The organism is Pseudomonas sp. KH_050 (assembly GCF_057838875.1).
Genome location: NZ_CM174478.1, coordinates 5,931,058 through 5,949,056, shown reverse-complemented (window position 1 = coordinate 5,949,056; position 17,999 = coordinate 5,931,058). Strand labels below are relative to the sequence as shown.

Below are 17,999 nucleotides of genomic sequence, written 5' to 3'. Positions count from 1 at the left end.
GAATTGATCGTTGTGGCTAAGCGCATTACCTGTGGCGAGGGAGCTTGCTCCCTCGCCACCGTAGAAGTCAGGCGCCGACGATCCCGCCATCTTCACGGGTGATCGCCATCACCGACGATCTCGGCTTGCCATTCGGCAAATGCTCGGGGAAGGTCGAGCCGCCGTTCTCGCCCGGGTGCTGAATGCCGACGAACAAGGTTTTCTGATCCGGCGAGAAACTGATGCCGGTCACCTCGCAACCCACCGGCCCGACCATGAACCGACGAATTTCACCGCTGAGCGGATCGGCGCAGAGCATCTGGTTGTTGCCCATCCCGGCGAAATCGCCGCTGTTGCTGGCGTCGCCATCGGTGAGGATCCACAGCCGGCCAGCGTCGTCGAAACCCAGGCCGTCCGGGCTGTTGAACATGTTCTGCGGGGTGATGTTCGACGAGCCGCCTTTCGGGGTGCCGGCATGCACTGCAGGATTACCCGCGACCACAAACAGATCCCAGGAAAAACTCATCGCCCCATGGTCGTCACTGTTTTCCTGCCAGCGCAGGATCTGCCCGTAGACGTTCTTCTCCCGTGGGTTAGGGCCGCCGAGCGGTTGACCCTCTTCGCCGCGCTTGGCGTTGTTGGTGAGGGTGCAGTAGACCTGACCGTCTTTCGGGCTGACGACTATCCATTCCGGGCGGTCCATGCGCGTGGCGTTGACCACGCTGGCAGCGAGTCGGGCGTGGATCAATATCTCGGCCTGATTGGCAAAACCACTGCTGGCGTCGATGCCGTTTTTACCATGGGTCAATTCGATCCATTGGCCCTGGCCTTTTGGATGGTCGGGGTTACTGTCACCGGCGTCAAAACGTGCGACGTAGAGGGTGCCGTGATCCAGCAGGTCGCGGTTGGCTTGCGGATCCTGATGATTGATCTTGTCGCGGCTGATGAATTTGTAGATGAACTCACCGCGCTCATCGTCGCCCATGTAGACCACTGCGCGTCCGTCGCCGGTCTCGGCCAGTTCGGCGTTTTCATGTTTGAAGCGGCCCAGGGCCGTGCGCTTGACCGGGGTCGATTGCGGGTCGAACGGGTCGATCTCGACGATCCAGCCGTGGCGGTTGAGCTCGTTGGGCGTTTTCGCCAGGTCGAAGCGCGGGTCGTGTTGGTGCCAGTTGATCTCCTTGCTGGCCGCCACCACGCCGTAGCGTTTTTGCGCCGCGTCGAATTTCTGCTCGGGATTGCTGCTGCCAAAGCAGTCGGTGAAGTTCTCTTCACAGGTCAGATAAGTGCCCCACGGGGTCTTGCCGTTGGCGCAGTTCTGGAAGGTGCCGAGGACTGTATTGCCCTGCGGGTCGGCACTGGTTTTCAGCAGCTCATGCCCGGCGGCCGGACCGCTCACGCGCAAGGGCGAGTTGCCGTGGATGCGGCGGTTATAGCTTGAGCCCTGGACGAATTGCCAGTGGCCGTTCTTGCGTTGCACCTCGATGACAGACACACCTTCGCAGGCCAGCGCCTTGTGCACATCCGCCGCCGACTGCGGCATACCACCGTGGGGATAAAGGTAGCGGTAGTTGGTGGATTCATTGTTGATTGCCATCAGCGCGCGGTCGTGGTCGCCGGGCAAGGCGAACAGGCTCATGCCGTCGGTGTTGTCGCCGAACTGGACTTCCTGGGCCTGGGCCGTGCCATTGCCGCTGGGGTCGAAGGCCGGGCCGTCCTTTTGCAGAGGTTGCCCCCAGCTGATCAGCACCGAGGATTTATAACCTGGTGGCAAGCTGATGGTGTCGCTGGTAGCGGCGGCAATGCTATCGAAACCCAGCAGCTTGCTGGAGCCGGCGCTGACGCTCGCGGCCAGTACGCTTCGGCTCAGCAGGTTCCCACCGAGAAACATCGCCGCGCCGCACAGGGCGCCGGCACTGATGAAGCCGCGGCGGCTGAGGCCGGTGATTTTTTCGAGGTCGGTGGGCTGGTTTTCTTCTAGTAATGTCACATCAGGCTCCCTGCAGGTTTTTGCAGCCACCTTAAAGAGTGCTGATGACGGAAATGTTGCAGCGGGTTGTAGCAGCTGCCGAAGGCTGCGTCCGGTTGCGTAGCAGCCGTAAAAACCGGCCACCGCAATTCTGTCTTTTTACCGGGTTAGCTGAACTGCGACCGCTACGCGTACGGACGCAGGCTTCGCCAGCTGCTACGAAAAGCGTGGTTGCCCGATTACAGCGGGATACCGAGCAACACGTTGGAAGGTGCGAACTGCACCAGGACTGCTTTCCCAGCCGCCAGCGCCAGAGGCTTCAGCTGCAACGGCTCGGCCAATGCACACAATGTCTGCCCATTGGGCAATGCGATGCGCACTTCGCTGGGCCCATCTTCGGCCTCGAGAATCTCTTCGATGCTGCCGCTCAGGCAATTGTGCCCTGCGGTTGCGGCTTGATCGATGGCCAGCACCTCCAGCCAGCCGGCCTTGATCAGCGCGACCACCTCGATGCCGGGTTCGAGTTCCAGTCGCAACGTACTGTCATGGGTGATCTGCGCCTGGATCCTCAGCCCTTCGGCCAGTTCCAGGCTGATCAGGTCATTGCGTCCCTGGCTATCGATGGCCACCACCTTGCCATGCAACTGGTTGCGGGCGCTGGTTCTGAGCATCAAGCGGCCGAGCAGGTCCAGATCGCTGGCGTCTTCGGCGGCTTCCAGCACTTGTGCCTGCAACGCCTGCAATCGTTGATAAAGCCGCAGCACCCGTTCGCCTTCGCGGGTCAACCTGGCTCCACCGCCGCCCTTGCCGCCGACGCTGCGCTCGACCAACGGTTTCTGCGCCAGGTTGTTCAACTCATCGATCGCGTCCCAGGCGGCCTTGTAGCTCAAACCTGCGCTTTTCGCGGCGCGGGTAATCGAGCCCTGCTCGGCGATGTGTTGCAGCAGGGCAATGCGCTGCGGGCGACGGACGATGTGTTGGGTCAAAAGCGTGGGCAAGGACATGGCGGCGCGCTACGAGCTGTGATGATGGGATCGGACGTTGGCGGCTTGGCGCTTGAGAGTCAAGTCAGGCCTGATCGCCAGGTTTTGGGGTTCTTGCCAGGCAGTAGACGTCGACCTGTCGGGCTCCGCCGTTTATCAACAAGCGGGCCAGGTATTCGGCAGTGGCGCCGGTGGTCAGCACATCGTCGACCAGCGCCAGGTGCCGGCCTTCAATCTGCGCATCAGGCGCCAGGGCAAAGGCCGTTCGCAGGTTGCGCCGGCGCGCCTCGGCATTCAGTTCCTGTTGCGCGGTGGTGTCTTGAGTGCGCAGCAATACCTGTTCCTCGCAGGGAATCGTCAAACTGTCGCTGAGCCAATGGGCGAGCATCGCCGCCTGGTTGTAGCCGCGCTCGCGCAGACGCTTGTTCGATAAGGGCACCGGGACCAGCGCATCGGGCCGAGTAAGGTCTTCATCGAAGCGATGATGCAGCGATTGGCCGAGAAGTTCGGCCAGCAAGCGACCAAACGGCCACTGTGCGCGATGCTTGAAGCGGGTGATCAAACTGTCGATCGGAAAGCCGTAGGTCCAAGGCGCCACGACCTGCGCAAAGGCCGGCGGCTTTTTCAAGCATTGGCCGCAGGTCAACCCCGCCATGGGCAAGGGCAGGGCGCAAACCTGGCACTGATCACCGAGCCAGGGCAGCTCGCTTTCACAGGGGGTGCAGATCGGGTGAGGGGTATCGGTGGATTCGTCGCAGAGTAAACAGCGTTGGTTGTTTTTTAACCAGATGTAAACCGGTCCGATGTATCGTGGTTGACAGCGCATGACTCTTCCTTAAATATGCCGAACATCCGTGTCGCGCCTGTGGGTATTACTGACCGCAGTCGCTTGCCAAGCATAAAACAAGGGAATCAGCCGATGAGCGCCAGTACCACCGCCAAATTGCGTCACGATTGGTCGTTAGCCGAAGTCAAGGCGCTGTTCGTTCAGCCCTTCAATGACCTGTTGTTCCAGGCGCAGACGGTGCACCGCGCGCATTTCGACGCCAACCGGGTTCAAGTTTCGACACTGCTATCGATCAAGACCGGTGCCTGCCCGGAAGATTGCAAATATTGTCCGCAGTCCGGTCACTACAACACCGGGCTGGAAAAAGAAAAACTGATGGAAGTGCAGAAGGTCCTCGAAGAGGCCGCTCGCGCCAAGGCCATCGGGTCGACCCGTTTCTGCATGGGCGCGGCCTGGAAACATCCATCGGCCAAAGACATGCCCTACGTGCTGGAAATGGTCAAAGGCGTGAAAGCCATGGGTCTGGAAACCTGCATGACCCTGGGGCGCCTCGATCAGGACCAGACCGAAGCCCTGGCCCAGGCCGGCCTGGACTACTACAACCACAACCTCGATACCTCGCCTGAGTTCTACGGCAGCATCATCACCACCCGTACCTACGCCGAGCGCCTGCAGACCCTGGCTTACGTGCGTGATTCCGGGATGAAGATCTGCTCCGGTGGCATTCTCGGCATGGGTGAGTCGCTTGATGACCGTGCCAATCTGCTGATCCAGCTGGCCAATCTGCCGGAGCATCCGGAATCGGTGCCGATCAACATGTTGGTGAAAGTCGCCGGCACGCCGCTGGAAAATGCCGAAGAAATCGACCCGTTCGACTTCATCCGCATGCTCGCGGTCGCGCGGATCCTGATGCCGCAATCCCACGTGCGGCTGTCCGCCGGCCGCGAAGCGATGAATGAGCAAATGCAGGCCTTGGCCTTCTTTGCCGGTGCCAACTCGATTTTCTACGGCGAAAAACTGCTGACCACCGCCAATCCGCAGGCGGACAAGGACATGCAACTGTTCTCGCGCCTGGGCATCCTGCCGGAAGCCCGCGAAGAGCACGCTGACGAAGTGCATCAGGCGGCCATCGAGCAAGCGCTGGTTGAGCAGAAGAGCAGCGAGCAGTTCTACAACGCGGCTGTTTAACCACGACCACGTTCCTTTTTAGGAGCTGCCGAAGGCTGCGATCTTTTCCGGGTCGACGCTAATAAGGGCAAGATCAAAAGATCGCAGCCTGCGGCAGCTCCTACGCGGGGGCATGTTTCTTATTTGTTCGTGAGGCCTGCATGTCATTTGATCTCGCCGCGCGTCTCGCTGCCCGTCGTGCCGAAAACCTTTATCGCCATCGGCCTCTGCTCGAAAGCCCCCAGGGGCCGGAAGTGGTGGTCGACGGTCAGCCGTTGCTGGCGTTCTGCAACAACGATTACCTCGGCCTGGCCAATCACCCGCAGGTGATCGAAGCCTGGCGCGCCGGGGCGACCCGTTGGGGCGTGGGCGGCGGCGCTTCGCATCTGGTGATCGGCCACAGCGGCCCGCACCATGCGTTGGAAGAAGCCTTGGCCGATCTGACCGGCCGCCCGCGAGCGCTGTTGTTCACCACCGGTTACATGGCCAACCTCGGCGCGGTCACGGCGCTGGTCGGGCAGGGCGATACGGTGCTGGAAGATCGCCTCAATCACGCCTCGTTGCTGGATGCCGGGCTGTTGTCCGGCGCGCGCTTCAATCGCTATCTGCATAACGATGCGGTCAGCCTGGCCAAGCGTCTGGAAAAAGCCACAGGCAATACCCTGGTGGTCACCGATGGCGTATTCAGCATGGACGGAGATCTTGCCGACCTGCCTGCACTGGCTCGCGAGACCAAGGCCAAAGGTGCCTGGTTGATGGTCGATGACGCCCATGGCTTCGGTCCGTTGGGCGCCAACGGTGGCGGGATCGTCGAGCACTTTGGCTTGAGCCAGGAGGATGTGCCGGTGCTGGTCGGCACGCTGGGTAAAGCCTTCGGCACGGCCGGGGCGTTTGTCGCCGGCAGTGAAGAGCTGATCGAGAGCCTGATCCAGTTTGCCCGTCCGTATATCTACACCACCAGCCAACCGCCGGCCCTGGCCTGTGCAACGCTCAAGAGCCTGGAGTTGCTGCGCAGCGAGCATTGGCGGCGCGATCATCTGAATCTGTTGATCCGCCAGTTCCGCCGGGGTGCCGAGCAGATTGGCCTGCAACTGATGGACAGCTTCACACCGATCCAGCCGATCATGATTGGCGATGCCGGCCGTGCCGTTCGCCTGTCGCAGATGCTGCGCGAGCGCGGTTTGATGGTGACGGCGATCCGCCCGCCGACCGTGCCGGCCGGCAGTGCGCGGTTGCGCGTGACCTTGTCTGCTGCCCACAGCGAGGCGCAGGTCCAGCTATTGTTAAATGCACTGGCCGATTGTTTTAACGAATTGGGACCGGAGCCAAGCCATGCGTGATCGACTGATTCTGCTGCCCGGTTGGGGGCTCGGCATTTCGCCGCTGGAGCCGCTGGCGGCGGCCTTGCAGGGCCTGGACGAGCGCCTGCGGGTCGAGATCGAACCGTTGCCGGAACTGCACTCGAGTAACCTCGATGAGTGGCTCGACGAACTCGATGCGAGCGTGCCCGACGACACCTGGCTGGGTGGCTGGTCACTGGGCGGCATGCTTGCCGGGGAACTGGCCGCCCGCCGTGGCGACCGATGCTGCGGTCTGCTGACCCTGGCCAGTAACCCGTGTTTTGTCGCCCATGCCGAGTGGCCGAGCGCGATGCCCGGGGAGACCTTCGATGCCTTCCTTGCCGGCTGCAACGCTGACCCGCGAGGGACCCTCAAGCGCTTTGCGTTGCTCTGCGCCCAGGGTGCTGCGGACCCGCGTGGCATGGCCCGTTTACTCGTGGGTGGTGCACCGCATACAGCGCCTGCAGTCTTGATGAGCGGACTGGAGTTGCTGGCACAGTTGGATACCCGCCAAGCCTTGCAGTCCTTCCGCGGCCCGCAACTGCATCTGTTTGCCGGGCTCGATGGCCTGGTTCCGGCAGAAGCGGCAGGCGACTTGTTGGTGTTGTTGCCGGATGTCGAAATTGGTCTGATTGAACAGGCCAGCCACGCGTTTCTTCTGGAAGACCCCCATGGCGTGGCGGGGGCGATCCAGGCCTTTTTGCATGAGTCCGGTGATGACTGATTTATCCTTTCCCAAACTGCCCGGTGGCTTGCCGGACAAGCGTCAAGTCGCGGCGTCCTTTTCCCGCGCGGCGGCCAGCTATGACAGCGTGGCTGAATTGCAACGGGAAGTCGGTAGCGAATTACTGAGTCGTTTACCCGGCGATTTCTCCCCTGACCGTTGGCTGGACCTGGGCTGCGGCACGGGGTACTTCAGTCGTGTGCTGGGTCGGTCCTTCCCCGAGGGCGAAGGGCTGGCGCTGGACATCGCCGAAGGGATGCTCAACCACGCCCGGCCCTTGGGCGGAGCAACACACTTCATTGCCGGCGATGCCGAGCACTTGCCGCTACAGGCAAACAGCTGCGAGCTGATCTTCTCCAGCCTGGCGGTACAGTGGTGCGCGGACTTCGCCTCGGTGTTGAGCGAGGCGCAGCGCGTGCTGAAGCCTGGCGGCGTGTTCGCGTTTGCCAGCCTGTGTGTGGGTACTTTGTATGAATTGCGCGATAGCTGGAGTCAGGTCGACGGTATGGTTCACGTCAATCGCTTCCGCCCCTTCAGCACTTATCAACAGCTGTGCGCTGCCAGTGGCTTGCGGGTGGTCAGCCTGACAACCCGTCCACATGTTCTACATTTTCCGGATGTGCGTAGCCTGACCCACGAGCTCAAAGCCTTGGGCGCGCACAATCTGAACCCCGGCCGACCCGGTGGTTTGACGGGCCGCGCGCGGATACTAGGGTTGATCCAGGCCTATGAACAGTTTCGTCAGGGACAAGGGCTGCCTGCGACTTATCAGGTGGTCTACGGCATATTGGAGAAACCGCTATGAGCTCAGCCTATTTCATCACTGGCACCGATACCGATGTCGGCAAGACCACCATCGCCGCGGGTTTACTGCATGCCGCACGGTCAGCCGGGATGAGCACGGCGGCAGGCAAACCGGTGGCCTCCGGCTGCGAAGTGACGCCCAAGGGCTTGCGCAACGCCGATGCGCTGGCGTTGCTGGCTGAATGTTCCTTGCCGCTAAGCTACGCCGAAGTCAATCCGGTGGCGTTCGAACCGGCCATCGCTCCCCATCTGGCCGCTCGTGAGGCCGGGGTGGTGCTGACCGTTCAGTCGTTGTTGTTGCCGATGGAGCAACTTCTGGACAAACAAGCGGACTTCACCCTGATCGAAGGCGCGGGCGGTTGGCGGGTGCCATTGGCCGATCAGAACAATCTGTCGGACCTGGCGATGGCGTTGCAGCTACCGGTGATACTGGTGGTGGGCGTGCGGCTGGGTTGCATCAATCATGCGTTATTGACGGCCGAGGCGATTGCCCTGGACGGTTTGCAGCTGGCGGGTTGGGTGGCCAATATCATTGACCCGAAAACCTCACGCCTGGAAGAGAATCTCGCGACCCTGGCCGAGCGATTGCCTGCACCGTGCCTAGGTCGAGTACCGAAGCTCAAGGCCCCCACTGCAGAAGCCGTGGCCGAACATCTGCAGCTTGAACTGCTTGACTAGCGTTTGCCTATGACAAGGCACTTTGCTATTAGTGTTTTTGTCGGGCCTTTTACGGGCCGGTCTGCTTCAATGAATCCCGTTTATCCTTTTCAGGATCGAGTTCTCCCATGGAAATCTCAGGGAATACCGCTTTCTATGCCGGTTTGAGCACTATTCAGACGGGGCAGAACCGTGTCGATCAAGCGGCCAGCCAGATCGCCAACACGACCATCGAGCGATCCGTCACCAGTCAGTCATCCACAGCTCAGGTTGACCGTCTGCGCGCGGTGGATCGCAGCCAGCAATCGGATCTGGCCAACAGCATGGTCGAGATGTCTCAGGGCAAGATCCAGGCGGAGCTGGGCGTCAGAATCGCCAAGGCTTCGGATGAAATGCTCGGTACGTTGATCGATACCTACGCTTGACGTCCTGCCACTTCTGATTTTTCGCGGAACACACATTTGCGTGTGGGAGCGGGCTTGTCCCCTCACCACAGATGTGATGATTATCTGAAAATCCGGGACTTGCCCGCGAAGACATCCTCCCCGTCAAAATAGATTTTGCTTCATCCCTCAGAACCTCTACCTCAACTATTCTCTTCATCATCAGCCACTGCTGCCAATGATCGCTGCAGGTCTCTACCTGCGTGTCATTCAGCCTGTCGATGACGAACGGCAGTTTATCGATGCTTGACAAGATTTCATGGTAAACGTATGTTTCAAACAACTGTTTGACCGCCATGATAAATCAACGCGGTTGTTCATTCCAGGATTCATCAGCAGAGGTTTATCGCTATGCCTGACTACAAGGCCCCCTTGCGTGATATTCGCTTCGTTCGTGACGAACTGCTCGGCTACGAAGCGCACTATCAGAGCCTTCCGGCTTGCCAGGACGCTACCCCGGATATGGTTGACGCTATCCTTGAGGAAGGCGCCAAGTTTTGTGAGCAGGTGCTGGCTCCGCTGAATCGCGTGGGTGACACCGAAGGCTGCACCTGGAGTGAATCCGGCGTTAAGACTCCGACTGGCTTCAAAGAAGCCTACAAACAATTCGTCGAAGGCGGCTGGCCAAGCCTGGCCCACAACGTGGAGCACGGCGGCCAGGGCCTGCCGGAGTCGCTGGGTCTGGCAGTCAGCGAAATGGTCGGCGAAGCCAACTGGTCGTGGGGCATGTACCCAGGCCTGTCCCATGGCGCGATGAACACCATTTCCGAACACGGCACGCCTGAGCAGCAAGCGGCTTACTTGACCAAACTGGTCTCCGGCGAATGGACGGGCACCATGTGCCTGACCGAGCCGCACTGCGGCACCGACCTGGGCATGCTGCGCACCAAGGCCGAACCTCAGGCCGACGGTTCCTACAAAGTCACTGGCACCAAGATCTTCATCTCGGCCGGTGAGCACGACATGGCCGACAACATCGTCCACATCGTACTGGCACGCCTGCCGGACGCACCGGCTGGCACCAAAGGCATTTCGCTGTTCATCGTTCCAAAGTTCATGCCGAACGCCGATGGTTCGGTCGGTTCGCGCAACGCAGTGACCTGCGGCTCCCTGGAACACAAGATGGGCATCCACGGTAACGCGACCTGCGTGATGAACTTCGATGCGGCCACCGGTTTCCTGATCGGCCCGGCGAATAAAGGCCTGAACTGCATGTTCACCTTTATGAACACCGCGCGTCTGGGTACTGCCCTGCAAGGTCTGGCACACGCCGAGATCGGCTTCCAGGGCGGCCTGAAATACGCTCGCGATCGTCTGCAAATGCGCTCCCTGACTGGCCCGAAAGCGCCGGAAAAAGCCGCTGACCCGATCATCGTGCACCCTGATGTACGCCGCATGCTGTTGACCATGAAGGCCTTCGCCGAAGGCAACCGTGCAATGGTTTACTTCACCGCCAAACAGGTCGACGTCGTCAAGTACGGTGTGGACGAAGAAGAGAAGAAGAAAGCCGATGCACTGCTGGCTTTCATGACTCCGATCGCCAAGGCGTTCATGACCGAAGTCGGCTTCGAATCCGCCAACCACGGCGTGCAGATCTACGGCGGTCACGGCTTCATCGCCGAGTGGGGCATGGAGCAGAACGTTCGCGACAGCCGCATTTCCATGCTGTACGAAGGCACCACCGGCATCCAGGCACTCGATCTGCTGGGTCGTAAAGTGCTGATGACTCAAGGCGAGGCGCTGAAAAGCTTCACCAAGATCGTTCACAAGTTCTGCCAGACCAACGAAGGCAACGAAGCCGTCAAAGAATTCGTCGAGCCTCTGGCTGCGCTGAACAAAGAGTGGGGCGAGCTGACCATGAAGGTCGGTATGGCGGCCATGAAAGACCGCGAAGAAGTCGGTGCCGCTTCGGTGGATTACCTGATGTACTCCGGTTATGCCTGCCTGGCTTACTTCTGGGCTGACATGGCGCGTCTGGCTGCCGAAAAACTGGCTGCCGGCACCAGCGAAGAGGCGTTCTACACCGCCAAGCTGCAGACTGCGCGCTTCTACTTCCAGCGCATCCTGCCGCGTACCCGCACTCACGTTGTAACCATGCTGTCGGGCGCCAGTAACCTGATGGACATGAAAGAAGAAGACTTCGCCCTGGGTTACTAAACCTTAACGCAGTCCTTCAAAAGCCGCTGTTCCTTCGGGAGCAGCGGCTTTTTTTGTGTGCGGTGAATTCCTCTGGGAATGCAGCGCCCCCAAAAGATCGCCGCCTGGCGGCAGCTCCTTGTATCTACGCTGATCGGACACATCCGCGAATGTGCGAATGTACCCAAAATTTGTAGGAGCTGCCGCAGGCTGCGATCGGTCAAAGCCGCCGCGGTGCAGTGTGCATGGGTTAAGTGATGATGGCGCATTCAGCGTCTGGACTGTGATTGTTCAGGGCAGGCCTACGCAGTAGTTTGGGTTATCTGCTGCCGGAGAAAATCACCATGCCCGAGTACAAAGCCCCCCTGCGCGACATGCGCTTTCTGATCGATCATGTCTTCGACTTTCACACCAGCTACGCCGCGCTGGGGGCCACCGATGCCAGCCCGGACATGGTCAATGCGATTCTCGAAGAAGGCTCGAAATTCTGCGAAAACGTGCTGGCACCGTTGAACCGCTCCGGCGATGAAGAAGGCTGCCATTTCGACAATGGCGTGGTCACTACACCGAAAGGTTTCAAACAGGCTTTCGCCCGGTACGTCGAAGGTGGCTGGCACGGCCTGGCGGCGGACCCGACCTATGGTGGACAAGGGTTGCCGCATTCGCTGGGATTGGTCATCAGCGAGATGGTCGGCTCCAGCAACACCTCCTGGGGTATGTACCCAGGCCTGACCCATGGCGCCATGTCGGCGATCCACGCCCATGGCACCGAAGAGCAGAAGCAGATCTACCTGAGCAAGCTGACTGCTGGCCAGTGGACCGGCACCATGTGCCTGACCGAAGCCCACTGCGGCACCGATCTTGGCATTATCAAGACCCGCGCCGTGCCGCAGGCCGACGGCAGTTATGCGATTTCCGGCAGCAAGATTTTCATCTCTGCCGGCGAGCACGACATGAGTGACAACATCATTCACCTGGTGCTGGCCAAACTGCCGGACGCGCCGGCCGGGACCAAGGGCATTTCGCTGTTTATCGTGCCCAAATTCCTGCCCGATGCCGAAGGCGAGGCCGGTGCGCGTAATGGCGTGAGCTGCGGCTCCATCGAACATAAGATGGGCATCAAGGCATCGGCCACCTGCGTGCTGAACTTCGATGACGCCAAAGGCTTTCTCCTCGGAAAAGCCAACAAGGGCCTGAACTGCATGTTCACCATGATGAACCATGCGCGGCTCGGTACCGGGATGCAGGGCTTGTGTCTGGGCGAGGCGAGCTTCCAGGGCGCGGTCAAATACGCCAACGAGCGTTTGCAAATGCGCTCCCTGACCGGCCCGAAAGCCCCGGATAAAGTGGCTGACCCGATCATCGTCCACCCCGATGTGCGGCGTATGTTGCTGACCATGAAAGCCTTCAACGAAGGCAACCGGGCGCTGACTTACTTCACCGCGCAATTGCTCGATGTCGCCCACCTGGGCGCCGACCCGACTCAACGTCAAGACGCCGAAGAGCTGCTGGCCTTCCTGACGCCGATCTGCAAAGCCTTTATGACGGAAACCGGCCTGGAAGTGACCAACCACGGCATGCAGGTGTTCGGCGGTCATGGCTTCATCCGCGAGTGGGGCATGGAGCAACTGGTCAGGGATTGTCGGATCGCGCCGATCTACGAAGGCACCAATGGCATTCAAGCGTTGGACTTGCTTGGGCGTAAAGTCCTTGGCAGTCAGGGCAAGCTGCTGCGCGGCTTCACCAAAATCGTCCACAAGCTCTGCGCGGCAAATGCCGAGCATCCACAGCTCCAAGGCTATGTGGCGCAACTCAACGACCTGAACCAGCAGTGGGGCGAGTTGACCACCAAGGTCGGCCTGGCGGCGATGAAGAACCCCGATGAAGTCGGCGCAGCGGCCCTGGATTATCTGATGTACAGCGGCTACATCATCCTCGGCTACCTGTGGTTGCGCATGGCGCTGGTCGCTCAGGCGCAACTGGAGGCGGGCAGCGGTGATGCGGATTATTGCCAGGCCAAACTGGCGACCTGCGAGTTCTACTTCAAGCGCCTTTTACCACGCACGACCGCTCATCGGGCGGCGGTGGAGGCGGGGAGCGATTGCCTGATGCGACTGCCTGCGGAGTTATTCGCGCTGTAGGAGCTGCCGAAGGCTGCGATCTTGGCGATCGTCCGCACAACCACCGGAAATTCACGCCAAATTGCAGTGACTAAAAATTACATTTTGGTCACTAGTTGACCCTATGTGTCTTAAAAGTTGTTCGGGTACACTCATGGTCTAGCATTAAACCGATCTTACGAATCACTTGTTAAGTTCTTACGAGGTTTGCCATGGCTGACTACAAAGCGCCCCTGCGCGATATGCGCTTCGTCCTCAATGAAGTTTTCGAGGTCGCCAAACTCTGGGCCGAGCTGCCTGCCCTGGCTGACACAGTCGATGCTGAAACCGTCGAGGCGATCCTCGAGGAAGCCGGTAAAGTCACCAGCAAAAGCATTGCGCCGCTGAGCCGTAGCGCCGACGAAGAAGGTTGCCATTGGCACGATGGCGCCGTCACCACGCCGCAAGGTTTCCCTCAGGCTTACCAGACCTACGCTGAAGGCGGCTGGGTGGGCGTTGGCGGTGATCCGGCGTATGGCGGCATGGGCATGCCCAAGGCTGTTTCGGCTCAGGTCGAAGAGATGGTCAACTCCTCCAGCCTGTCGTTTGGCCTGTACCCGATGTTGACCGCCGGGGCGTGCCTGTCGATCAACGCTCACGCCAGTGAAGCGCTCAAGGCGGCTTACCTGCCAAACCTGTACGCCGGTATCTGGGCTGGCTCCATGTGCCTGACTGAGCCCCATGCCGGGACCGACCTGGGGATTATTCGCACCAAGGCCGAGCCGCAAGCGGACGGATCCTACAAGGTCAGCGGGACCAAGATCTTCATCACCGGCGGTGAGCACGACCTGACCGAGAACATCATCCACCTGGTGTTGGCCAAATTGCCGGACGCACCGGCCGGACCTAAAGGCATTTCGCTGTTCCTGGTGCCGAAATTCATGGTCAATGCCGACGGCAGCCTGGGCGCGCGCAACCCGGTGAACTGTGGTTCGATCGAGCACAAGATGGGGATCCAGGCGTCCTCTACTTGCGTGATGAACTTCGACGAAGCCGTCGGTTACATCGTCGGTGAGCCGAACAAAGGCCTGGCGGCCATGTTCACCATGATGAACTACGAGCGTCTGGGTGTCGGTATTCAAGGCCTGGCGTCTGGCGAGCGGTCTTATCAGAACGCCGTCGAATACGCCCGCGACCGCCTGCAAAGCCGTTCGCCAACCGGCCCGCAAGCCAAGGACAAAGTCGCCGATCCGATCATCGTTCACCCTGACGTGCGCCGCATGTTGCTGACCATGAAAGCTTCGAACGAAGGCGGTCGGGCATTTTCCACCTACGTGGCCATGCAGCTGGACGCCGCCAAGTTCAGCGAAGATCCGCTCACCCGCAAACGCGGTGAAGACCTGGTTGCCTTGCTGACCCCGGTGGCCAAGGCATTCCTCACCGATCTGGGCCTGGAAACCACCATTCATGGCCAGCAAGTGTTCGGCGGCCACGGCTATATTCGCGAGTGGGGCCAGGAGCAATTGGTCCGTGACGTGCGTATTACCCAGATTTACGAAGGCACCAACGGTATTCAGGCGCTGGACCTGGTGGGTCGCAAGATCGTCGGTAACGGCGGTGCTTACTACTCACTGTTCACCGACGAAATTCGCCATTTCATTGCGACCGCCAGTGCTGATCTGGCCGAGTTCACCAAGCCGCTGAATGATGCCGTCGATACCCTCGACGAGCTAACCTCCTGGTTACTGGATCGCGCGAAAAACAATCCCGACGAAATCGGCGCGGCGTCGGTCGAGTACCTGCACGCATTCGGCTACGTGGCTTATGCCTACATGTGGGCATTGATGGCTAAAGCGGCCTTCGGTAAAGAGGCGCAGGACGATTTCTACGCCAGCAAAATGGGCACTGCGCGTTTCTACTTTGCCCGTCTGTTGCCGCGGATTCACTCGTTGAGCGCGTCGGTCAAGGCCGGGAGTGAATCGCTGTTCCTGTTGAGCGCGGAGCAGTTCTGACTCTAGTAACATCGTGTAAGCATTCTCTTACGTGACGTACTGCTATTCTCCCATAGCCCAGGATTGGATCCAGAGCTAATCTACTTCACATGGATGTCGCGCAGGAAGCGCAAAGCAACAACACGGACACGTAGGATTCTGCCAGGACGGCGGAGTGAAATGGATGTCAGGGAAACAGTCTGCAAAGCCCCGCTTCGGCGGGGTTTTCTTTTTTGTGGCGAGTGTTTCTGTTCAGCCCGGCATATCCAGTGTTGCCGGGTTCGCCAATCGCCCCTGCGGGCCATTCATCACGTCTTCCAGCAGATTGCGCAGTAACTCCAGCGTGGCTTGTTGACGCTGCACATCGCGACACACCAGGCCGACTTTCAGTGGCACCCGCGGTTCACTCAAGGGTTTCCAGAGCAGTGCCTTGTTGCCATGTTCGCGCTGCGAGCGGCCGGGCAATACGGTTGCCAGTTTTGTGTGAGGCAGGCTGTCGAGGATCCCGGCCATATTGTTCAACTCCGCCTGTACCTGCGGGCGTCGCCCGAGATTGGCCAGTTGCGCTTGCCAGATCTGTCGTACCTGGAATTCCTCGCCAAGCAACAACATCGGCAACTCCGCGGCCTGGCTCATGGAAACCTTCTTGAATTCGCGCAGTGGATGCTCGGCCGGAATCACCAGGGTCAGTTCATCTTCATACAGCAGCAGCCCATGCAGTCCCGGCTGACGCGCAGGCAAATAGCTGATGCCAATGTCCAGCGAACCATTGAGCAGGCGCTTTTCGATTTCCAGCCCGGTCAGTTCATAGATCTGTACCACCAGGTGCGGCTGGGCCTTACGTACCCGTTCCAGCATCTGTGGCACCAGGCTGGTGTGGACGGTCTGCAGCACGCCGATGGCCAAGGTGCGCAGCGCCTGCCCCTTGAAGTTACCCAGCGCCTCGCGGGCCCGTTGCATGCCGTCGAGCAAGGGCAGGGCGTGGTTGTAAAGCGTGTGGGCGGCCAGGGTCGGTAACAGGCGTTTGCTGCTGCGCTCGAACAGGCTGACATCGAGGTTCTGTTCCAGATGGCGAATCTGTTGCGAGAGCGCCGGCTGGGAGATCGACAGGCGCTCTGCGGCTCGTCCCACATGGCCTTCTTCATACACCGCGACGAAATAACGCAGTTGTTTGAAATCCATAAGTAATTCTTATCGAAAAAGCTGGAAAATCGAAATGGCCCGTGGCCGCTCAGAGGCCTAGTCTAACCGCATTCACAAGGCTTACAGGGCCAGAGAGTGCGATGAATACCGTTTGCGTGGATGGCGTTTACATAGGTAAGGCAAAAAATCTCGGGCAGGGTTTGAGCAGTGATACCGATAAGCACCTGTTGCAAACAGGTTCTGGTTGTGGCTGCCGCTTGAGGGGCAGCGTGCATGAACTTGTTTAACTTGCGTCGAAACTCCCTAAGCCTTGATGACCTGACGGCAGAGCTGCGTCAGCCCTCCAGCCCCGACAACCTCTCCAGCGAGTACCTGATGCCCAGTGTCGAGCGGCCCCAACAGATTTTTGTTCGCGGTCAGGGCTCTTGGCTGTGGGACAGTGAAGACCGTGCGTATCTGGACTTCAATCAAGGCGGTGCGGCCAATAGCCTCGGCCACAGCCCATCGGTACTGGTCAAAGCCATCGCCGCTCAGGCCCAGGCGCTGATCAATCCAGGCAATCGCCTGCATCATCGCGGTCAGCTCAATTTGGCCGAGCGTTTGTGCCGGAGCACTGGCAGCGATCAGGCGTATTTGCTCAACAGCGGCAGCGAAGCCTGCGAAGCGGCGATCAAACTGGCCCGCAAGTGGGGTCAGCTGCACCGCGGCGCAGCCTACCGGATCATCACTGCCAGCCACGGTTGCCATGGCCGCAGTTTCGCGGCGATGTCTGCATCCGACGGGGTGAATGTCGAGAACCGCTTCGATCCACTACTGCCAGGCTTCAGCCACGTTCCGTTCAATGATTTGCCCGCGCTGCATGCTGCCGTGGATGCCCGGACTGTAGCGATCATGCTGGAACCGATCCAGGGCGAAGCCGGGGTGATTCCCGCCACCGAGCATTACCTCAAGGGCGTCGAACGTTTGTGCCGTGAGCTGGGGATACTGCTGATCTTCGATGAAGTGCAAACCGGTATCGGCCGCTGCGGCACCCTGCTCGCCGAACAGCTTTACGGAGTGCGCGCCGACATCGTTATCCTCGGCAAGGGCCTTGGCGGCGGCGTCCCCTTGGCGGCGCTGTTGGCACGCGGCAAGGCCTGTTGCTTCGAACTTGGCGAGCTGGAGGGTACTCATCACGGTAACGCTTTGATGACGGCAGCCGGGATCGCGGTACTCGATACCTTGTTGGAAAACGGCTTTCTCGAGCATGTCCGGGACACGGGCCAATACTTGCGCGAGGGACTGGCTCGTCTGGCTCACCGCTATGGGCAGGGTGAGTTGCGCGGCCAGGGCCTGCTCTGGGGCTTGACCCTGGCTGATGATTCGGCCGACGCAGTGGTCAAGGCAGCACTTTACGAAGGTTTGCTGGTGAATGCGCCACAAACCGATTGCCTGCGCTTTACCCCGGCCCTGACCGTCAGCAAAGCCAATATTGACGAAATGCTCCTGCGACTGGCTCGAGCTTTTTCCCGGGTGCGCACCGCGCAACTGCACTGCCGCAAAGGGGTGGCAGTGTAAGCGAGCCGCAGCCTCTCTAATCCCCGAACCGTCTCGCGGTATAACGCGTCGCCCCATGCCTGATTCTTTTGGCATGGGGCGTTTTTTTGTTTGCGCTTTTTGCGAAACGCCAACGCGTGCTTGAGCGATTGTCAGAACAATGGCTTTTTAACGGGGGCTGGCATGGATTGCCAATGATATTGGAAATATATACCACTAGGTGGTATGTTAATGGGAAGGG

Annotated in this window: 14 protein-coding genes; 10 read left to right on the top strand and 4 right to left on the bottom strand. The window is 59.9% G+C overall.

Features of this window, described 5'->3' with window-relative positions:
• Positions 1-67: 67 nt before the first annotated feature.
• The 3 genes from AC3IUA_RS27370 to AC3IUA_RS27360 form a co-directional block, all read right to left on the bottom strand.
• Positions 68-1,969 carry a PhoX family protein gene (locus AC3IUA_RS27370; protein ID WP_489357927.1) on the bottom strand — a complete coding sequence of 634 codons (1,902 nt, stop codon included), beginning with the start codon at positions 1,967-1,969 and terminating at the stop codon, positions 68-70.
• 218 nt (positions 1,970-2,187) lie between these two features.
• Positions 2,188-2,952 (bottom strand): TOBE domain-containing protein, encoded by a 765-nt coding sequence (locus AC3IUA_RS27365; protein WP_489357926.1) that lies wholly within the window; start codon positions 2,950-2,952, stop codon positions 2,188-2,190.
• Positions 2,953-3,016: 64 nt separating this feature from the next.
• Positions 3,017-3,757, bottom strand: a complete 741-nt coding sequence (locus AC3IUA_RS27360; protein ID WP_489357925.1) for a double zinc ribbon domain-containing protein — start codon at positions 3,755-3,757, stop codon at positions 3,017-3,019.
• A 93-nt stretch (positions 3,758-3,850) separates the two neighbouring features.
• Here AC3IUA_RS27360 and bioB point away from each other — a divergent pair, with 93 nt between their 5' ends.
• The 9 genes from bioB (at position 3,851) to AC3IUA_RS27315 (ending at position 15,100) form a co-directional block, all read left to right on the top strand.
• Complete coding sequence (bioB, locus tag AC3IUA_RS27355; RefSeq protein ID WP_489357924.1) at positions 3,851-4,906, top strand: biotin synthase BioB; 1,056 nt, start codon at positions 3,851-3,853, stop codon at positions 4,904-4,906.
• A gap of 140 nt (positions 4,907-5,046) precedes the next feature.
• Positions 5,047-6,225 (top strand): 8-amino-7-oxononanoate synthase, encoded by a 1,179-nt coding sequence (gene bioF / locus AC3IUA_RS27350; protein WP_489357923.1) that lies wholly within the window; start codon positions 5,047-5,049, stop codon positions 6,223-6,225.
• Positions 6,218-6,949 (top strand): alpha/beta fold hydrolase, encoded by a 732-nt coding sequence (locus AC3IUA_RS27345; RefSeq protein WP_489357922.1) that lies wholly within the window; start codon positions 6,218-6,220, stop codon positions 6,947-6,949. Before bioF ends, AC3IUA_RS27345 begins: the two co-directional genes overlap by 8 nt.
• Positions 6,942-7,754, top strand: a complete 813-nt coding sequence (gene bioC / locus AC3IUA_RS27340) for a malonyl-ACP O-methyltransferase BioC (RefSeq protein WP_489357921.1) — start codon at positions 6,942-6,944, stop codon at positions 7,752-7,754. Before AC3IUA_RS27345 ends, bioC begins: the two co-directional genes overlap by 8 nt.
• The gene (gene bioD, locus AC3IUA_RS27335) at positions 7,751-8,431 is read left to right on the top strand and encodes a dethiobiotin synthase (protein WP_489357920.1); all 681 of its coding nucleotides are present in this window, start codon (positions 7,751-7,753) and stop codon (positions 8,429-8,431) included. The genes bioC and bioD overlap by 4 nt, the downstream gene beginning before the upstream one ends.
• A 107-nt stretch (positions 8,432-8,538) precedes the next feature.
• A complete protein-coding gene (locus tag AC3IUA_RS27330; RefSeq protein WP_489357919.1) occupies positions 8,539-8,835 on the top strand; it encodes a pyrroloquinoline quinone biosynthesis protein PqqE in 297 nt (98 codons plus the stop codon).
• Between the two features lie 369 nt (positions 8,836-9,204).
• Entirely contained in the window at positions 9,205-11,010 is a 1,806-nt protein-coding gene (locus AC3IUA_RS27325; RefSeq protein ID WP_489357918.1) for a phenylacyl-CoA dehydrogenase, read from the top strand.
• A 323-nt stretch (positions 11,011-11,333) separates the two neighbouring features.
• A complete protein-coding gene (locus AC3IUA_RS27320) occupies positions 11,334-13,130 on the top strand; it encodes an acyl-CoA dehydrogenase C-terminal domain-containing protein (RefSeq protein ID WP_489357917.1) in 1,797 nt (598 codons plus the stop codon).
• A gap of 191 nt (positions 13,131-13,321) precedes the next feature.
• Complete coding sequence (locus AC3IUA_RS27315) at positions 13,322-15,100, top strand: acyl-CoA dehydrogenase C-terminal domain-containing protein (RefSeq protein WP_489357916.1); 1,779 nt, start codon at positions 13,322-13,324, stop codon at positions 15,098-15,100.
• A 231-nt stretch (positions 15,101-15,331) separates the two neighbouring features.
• Here AC3IUA_RS27315 and AC3IUA_RS27310 read toward each other — a convergent pair whose 3' ends face one another.
• Positions 15,332-16,261 (bottom strand): LysR family transcriptional regulator, encoded by a 930-nt coding sequence (locus tag AC3IUA_RS27310; protein WP_489357915.1) that lies wholly within the window; start codon positions 16,259-16,261, stop codon positions 15,332-15,334.
• A 234-nt stretch (positions 16,262-16,495) separates the two neighbouring features.
• Between AC3IUA_RS27310 and AC3IUA_RS27305 the strand changes: the two genes are divergently transcribed.
• Positions 16,496-17,779 carry an aspartate aminotransferase family protein gene (locus AC3IUA_RS27305; protein WP_489357914.1) on the top strand — a complete coding sequence of 428 codons (1,284 nt, stop codon included), beginning with the start codon at positions 16,496-16,498 and terminating at the stop codon, positions 17,777-17,779.
• Positions 17,780-17,999: the final 220 nt, after the last annotated feature.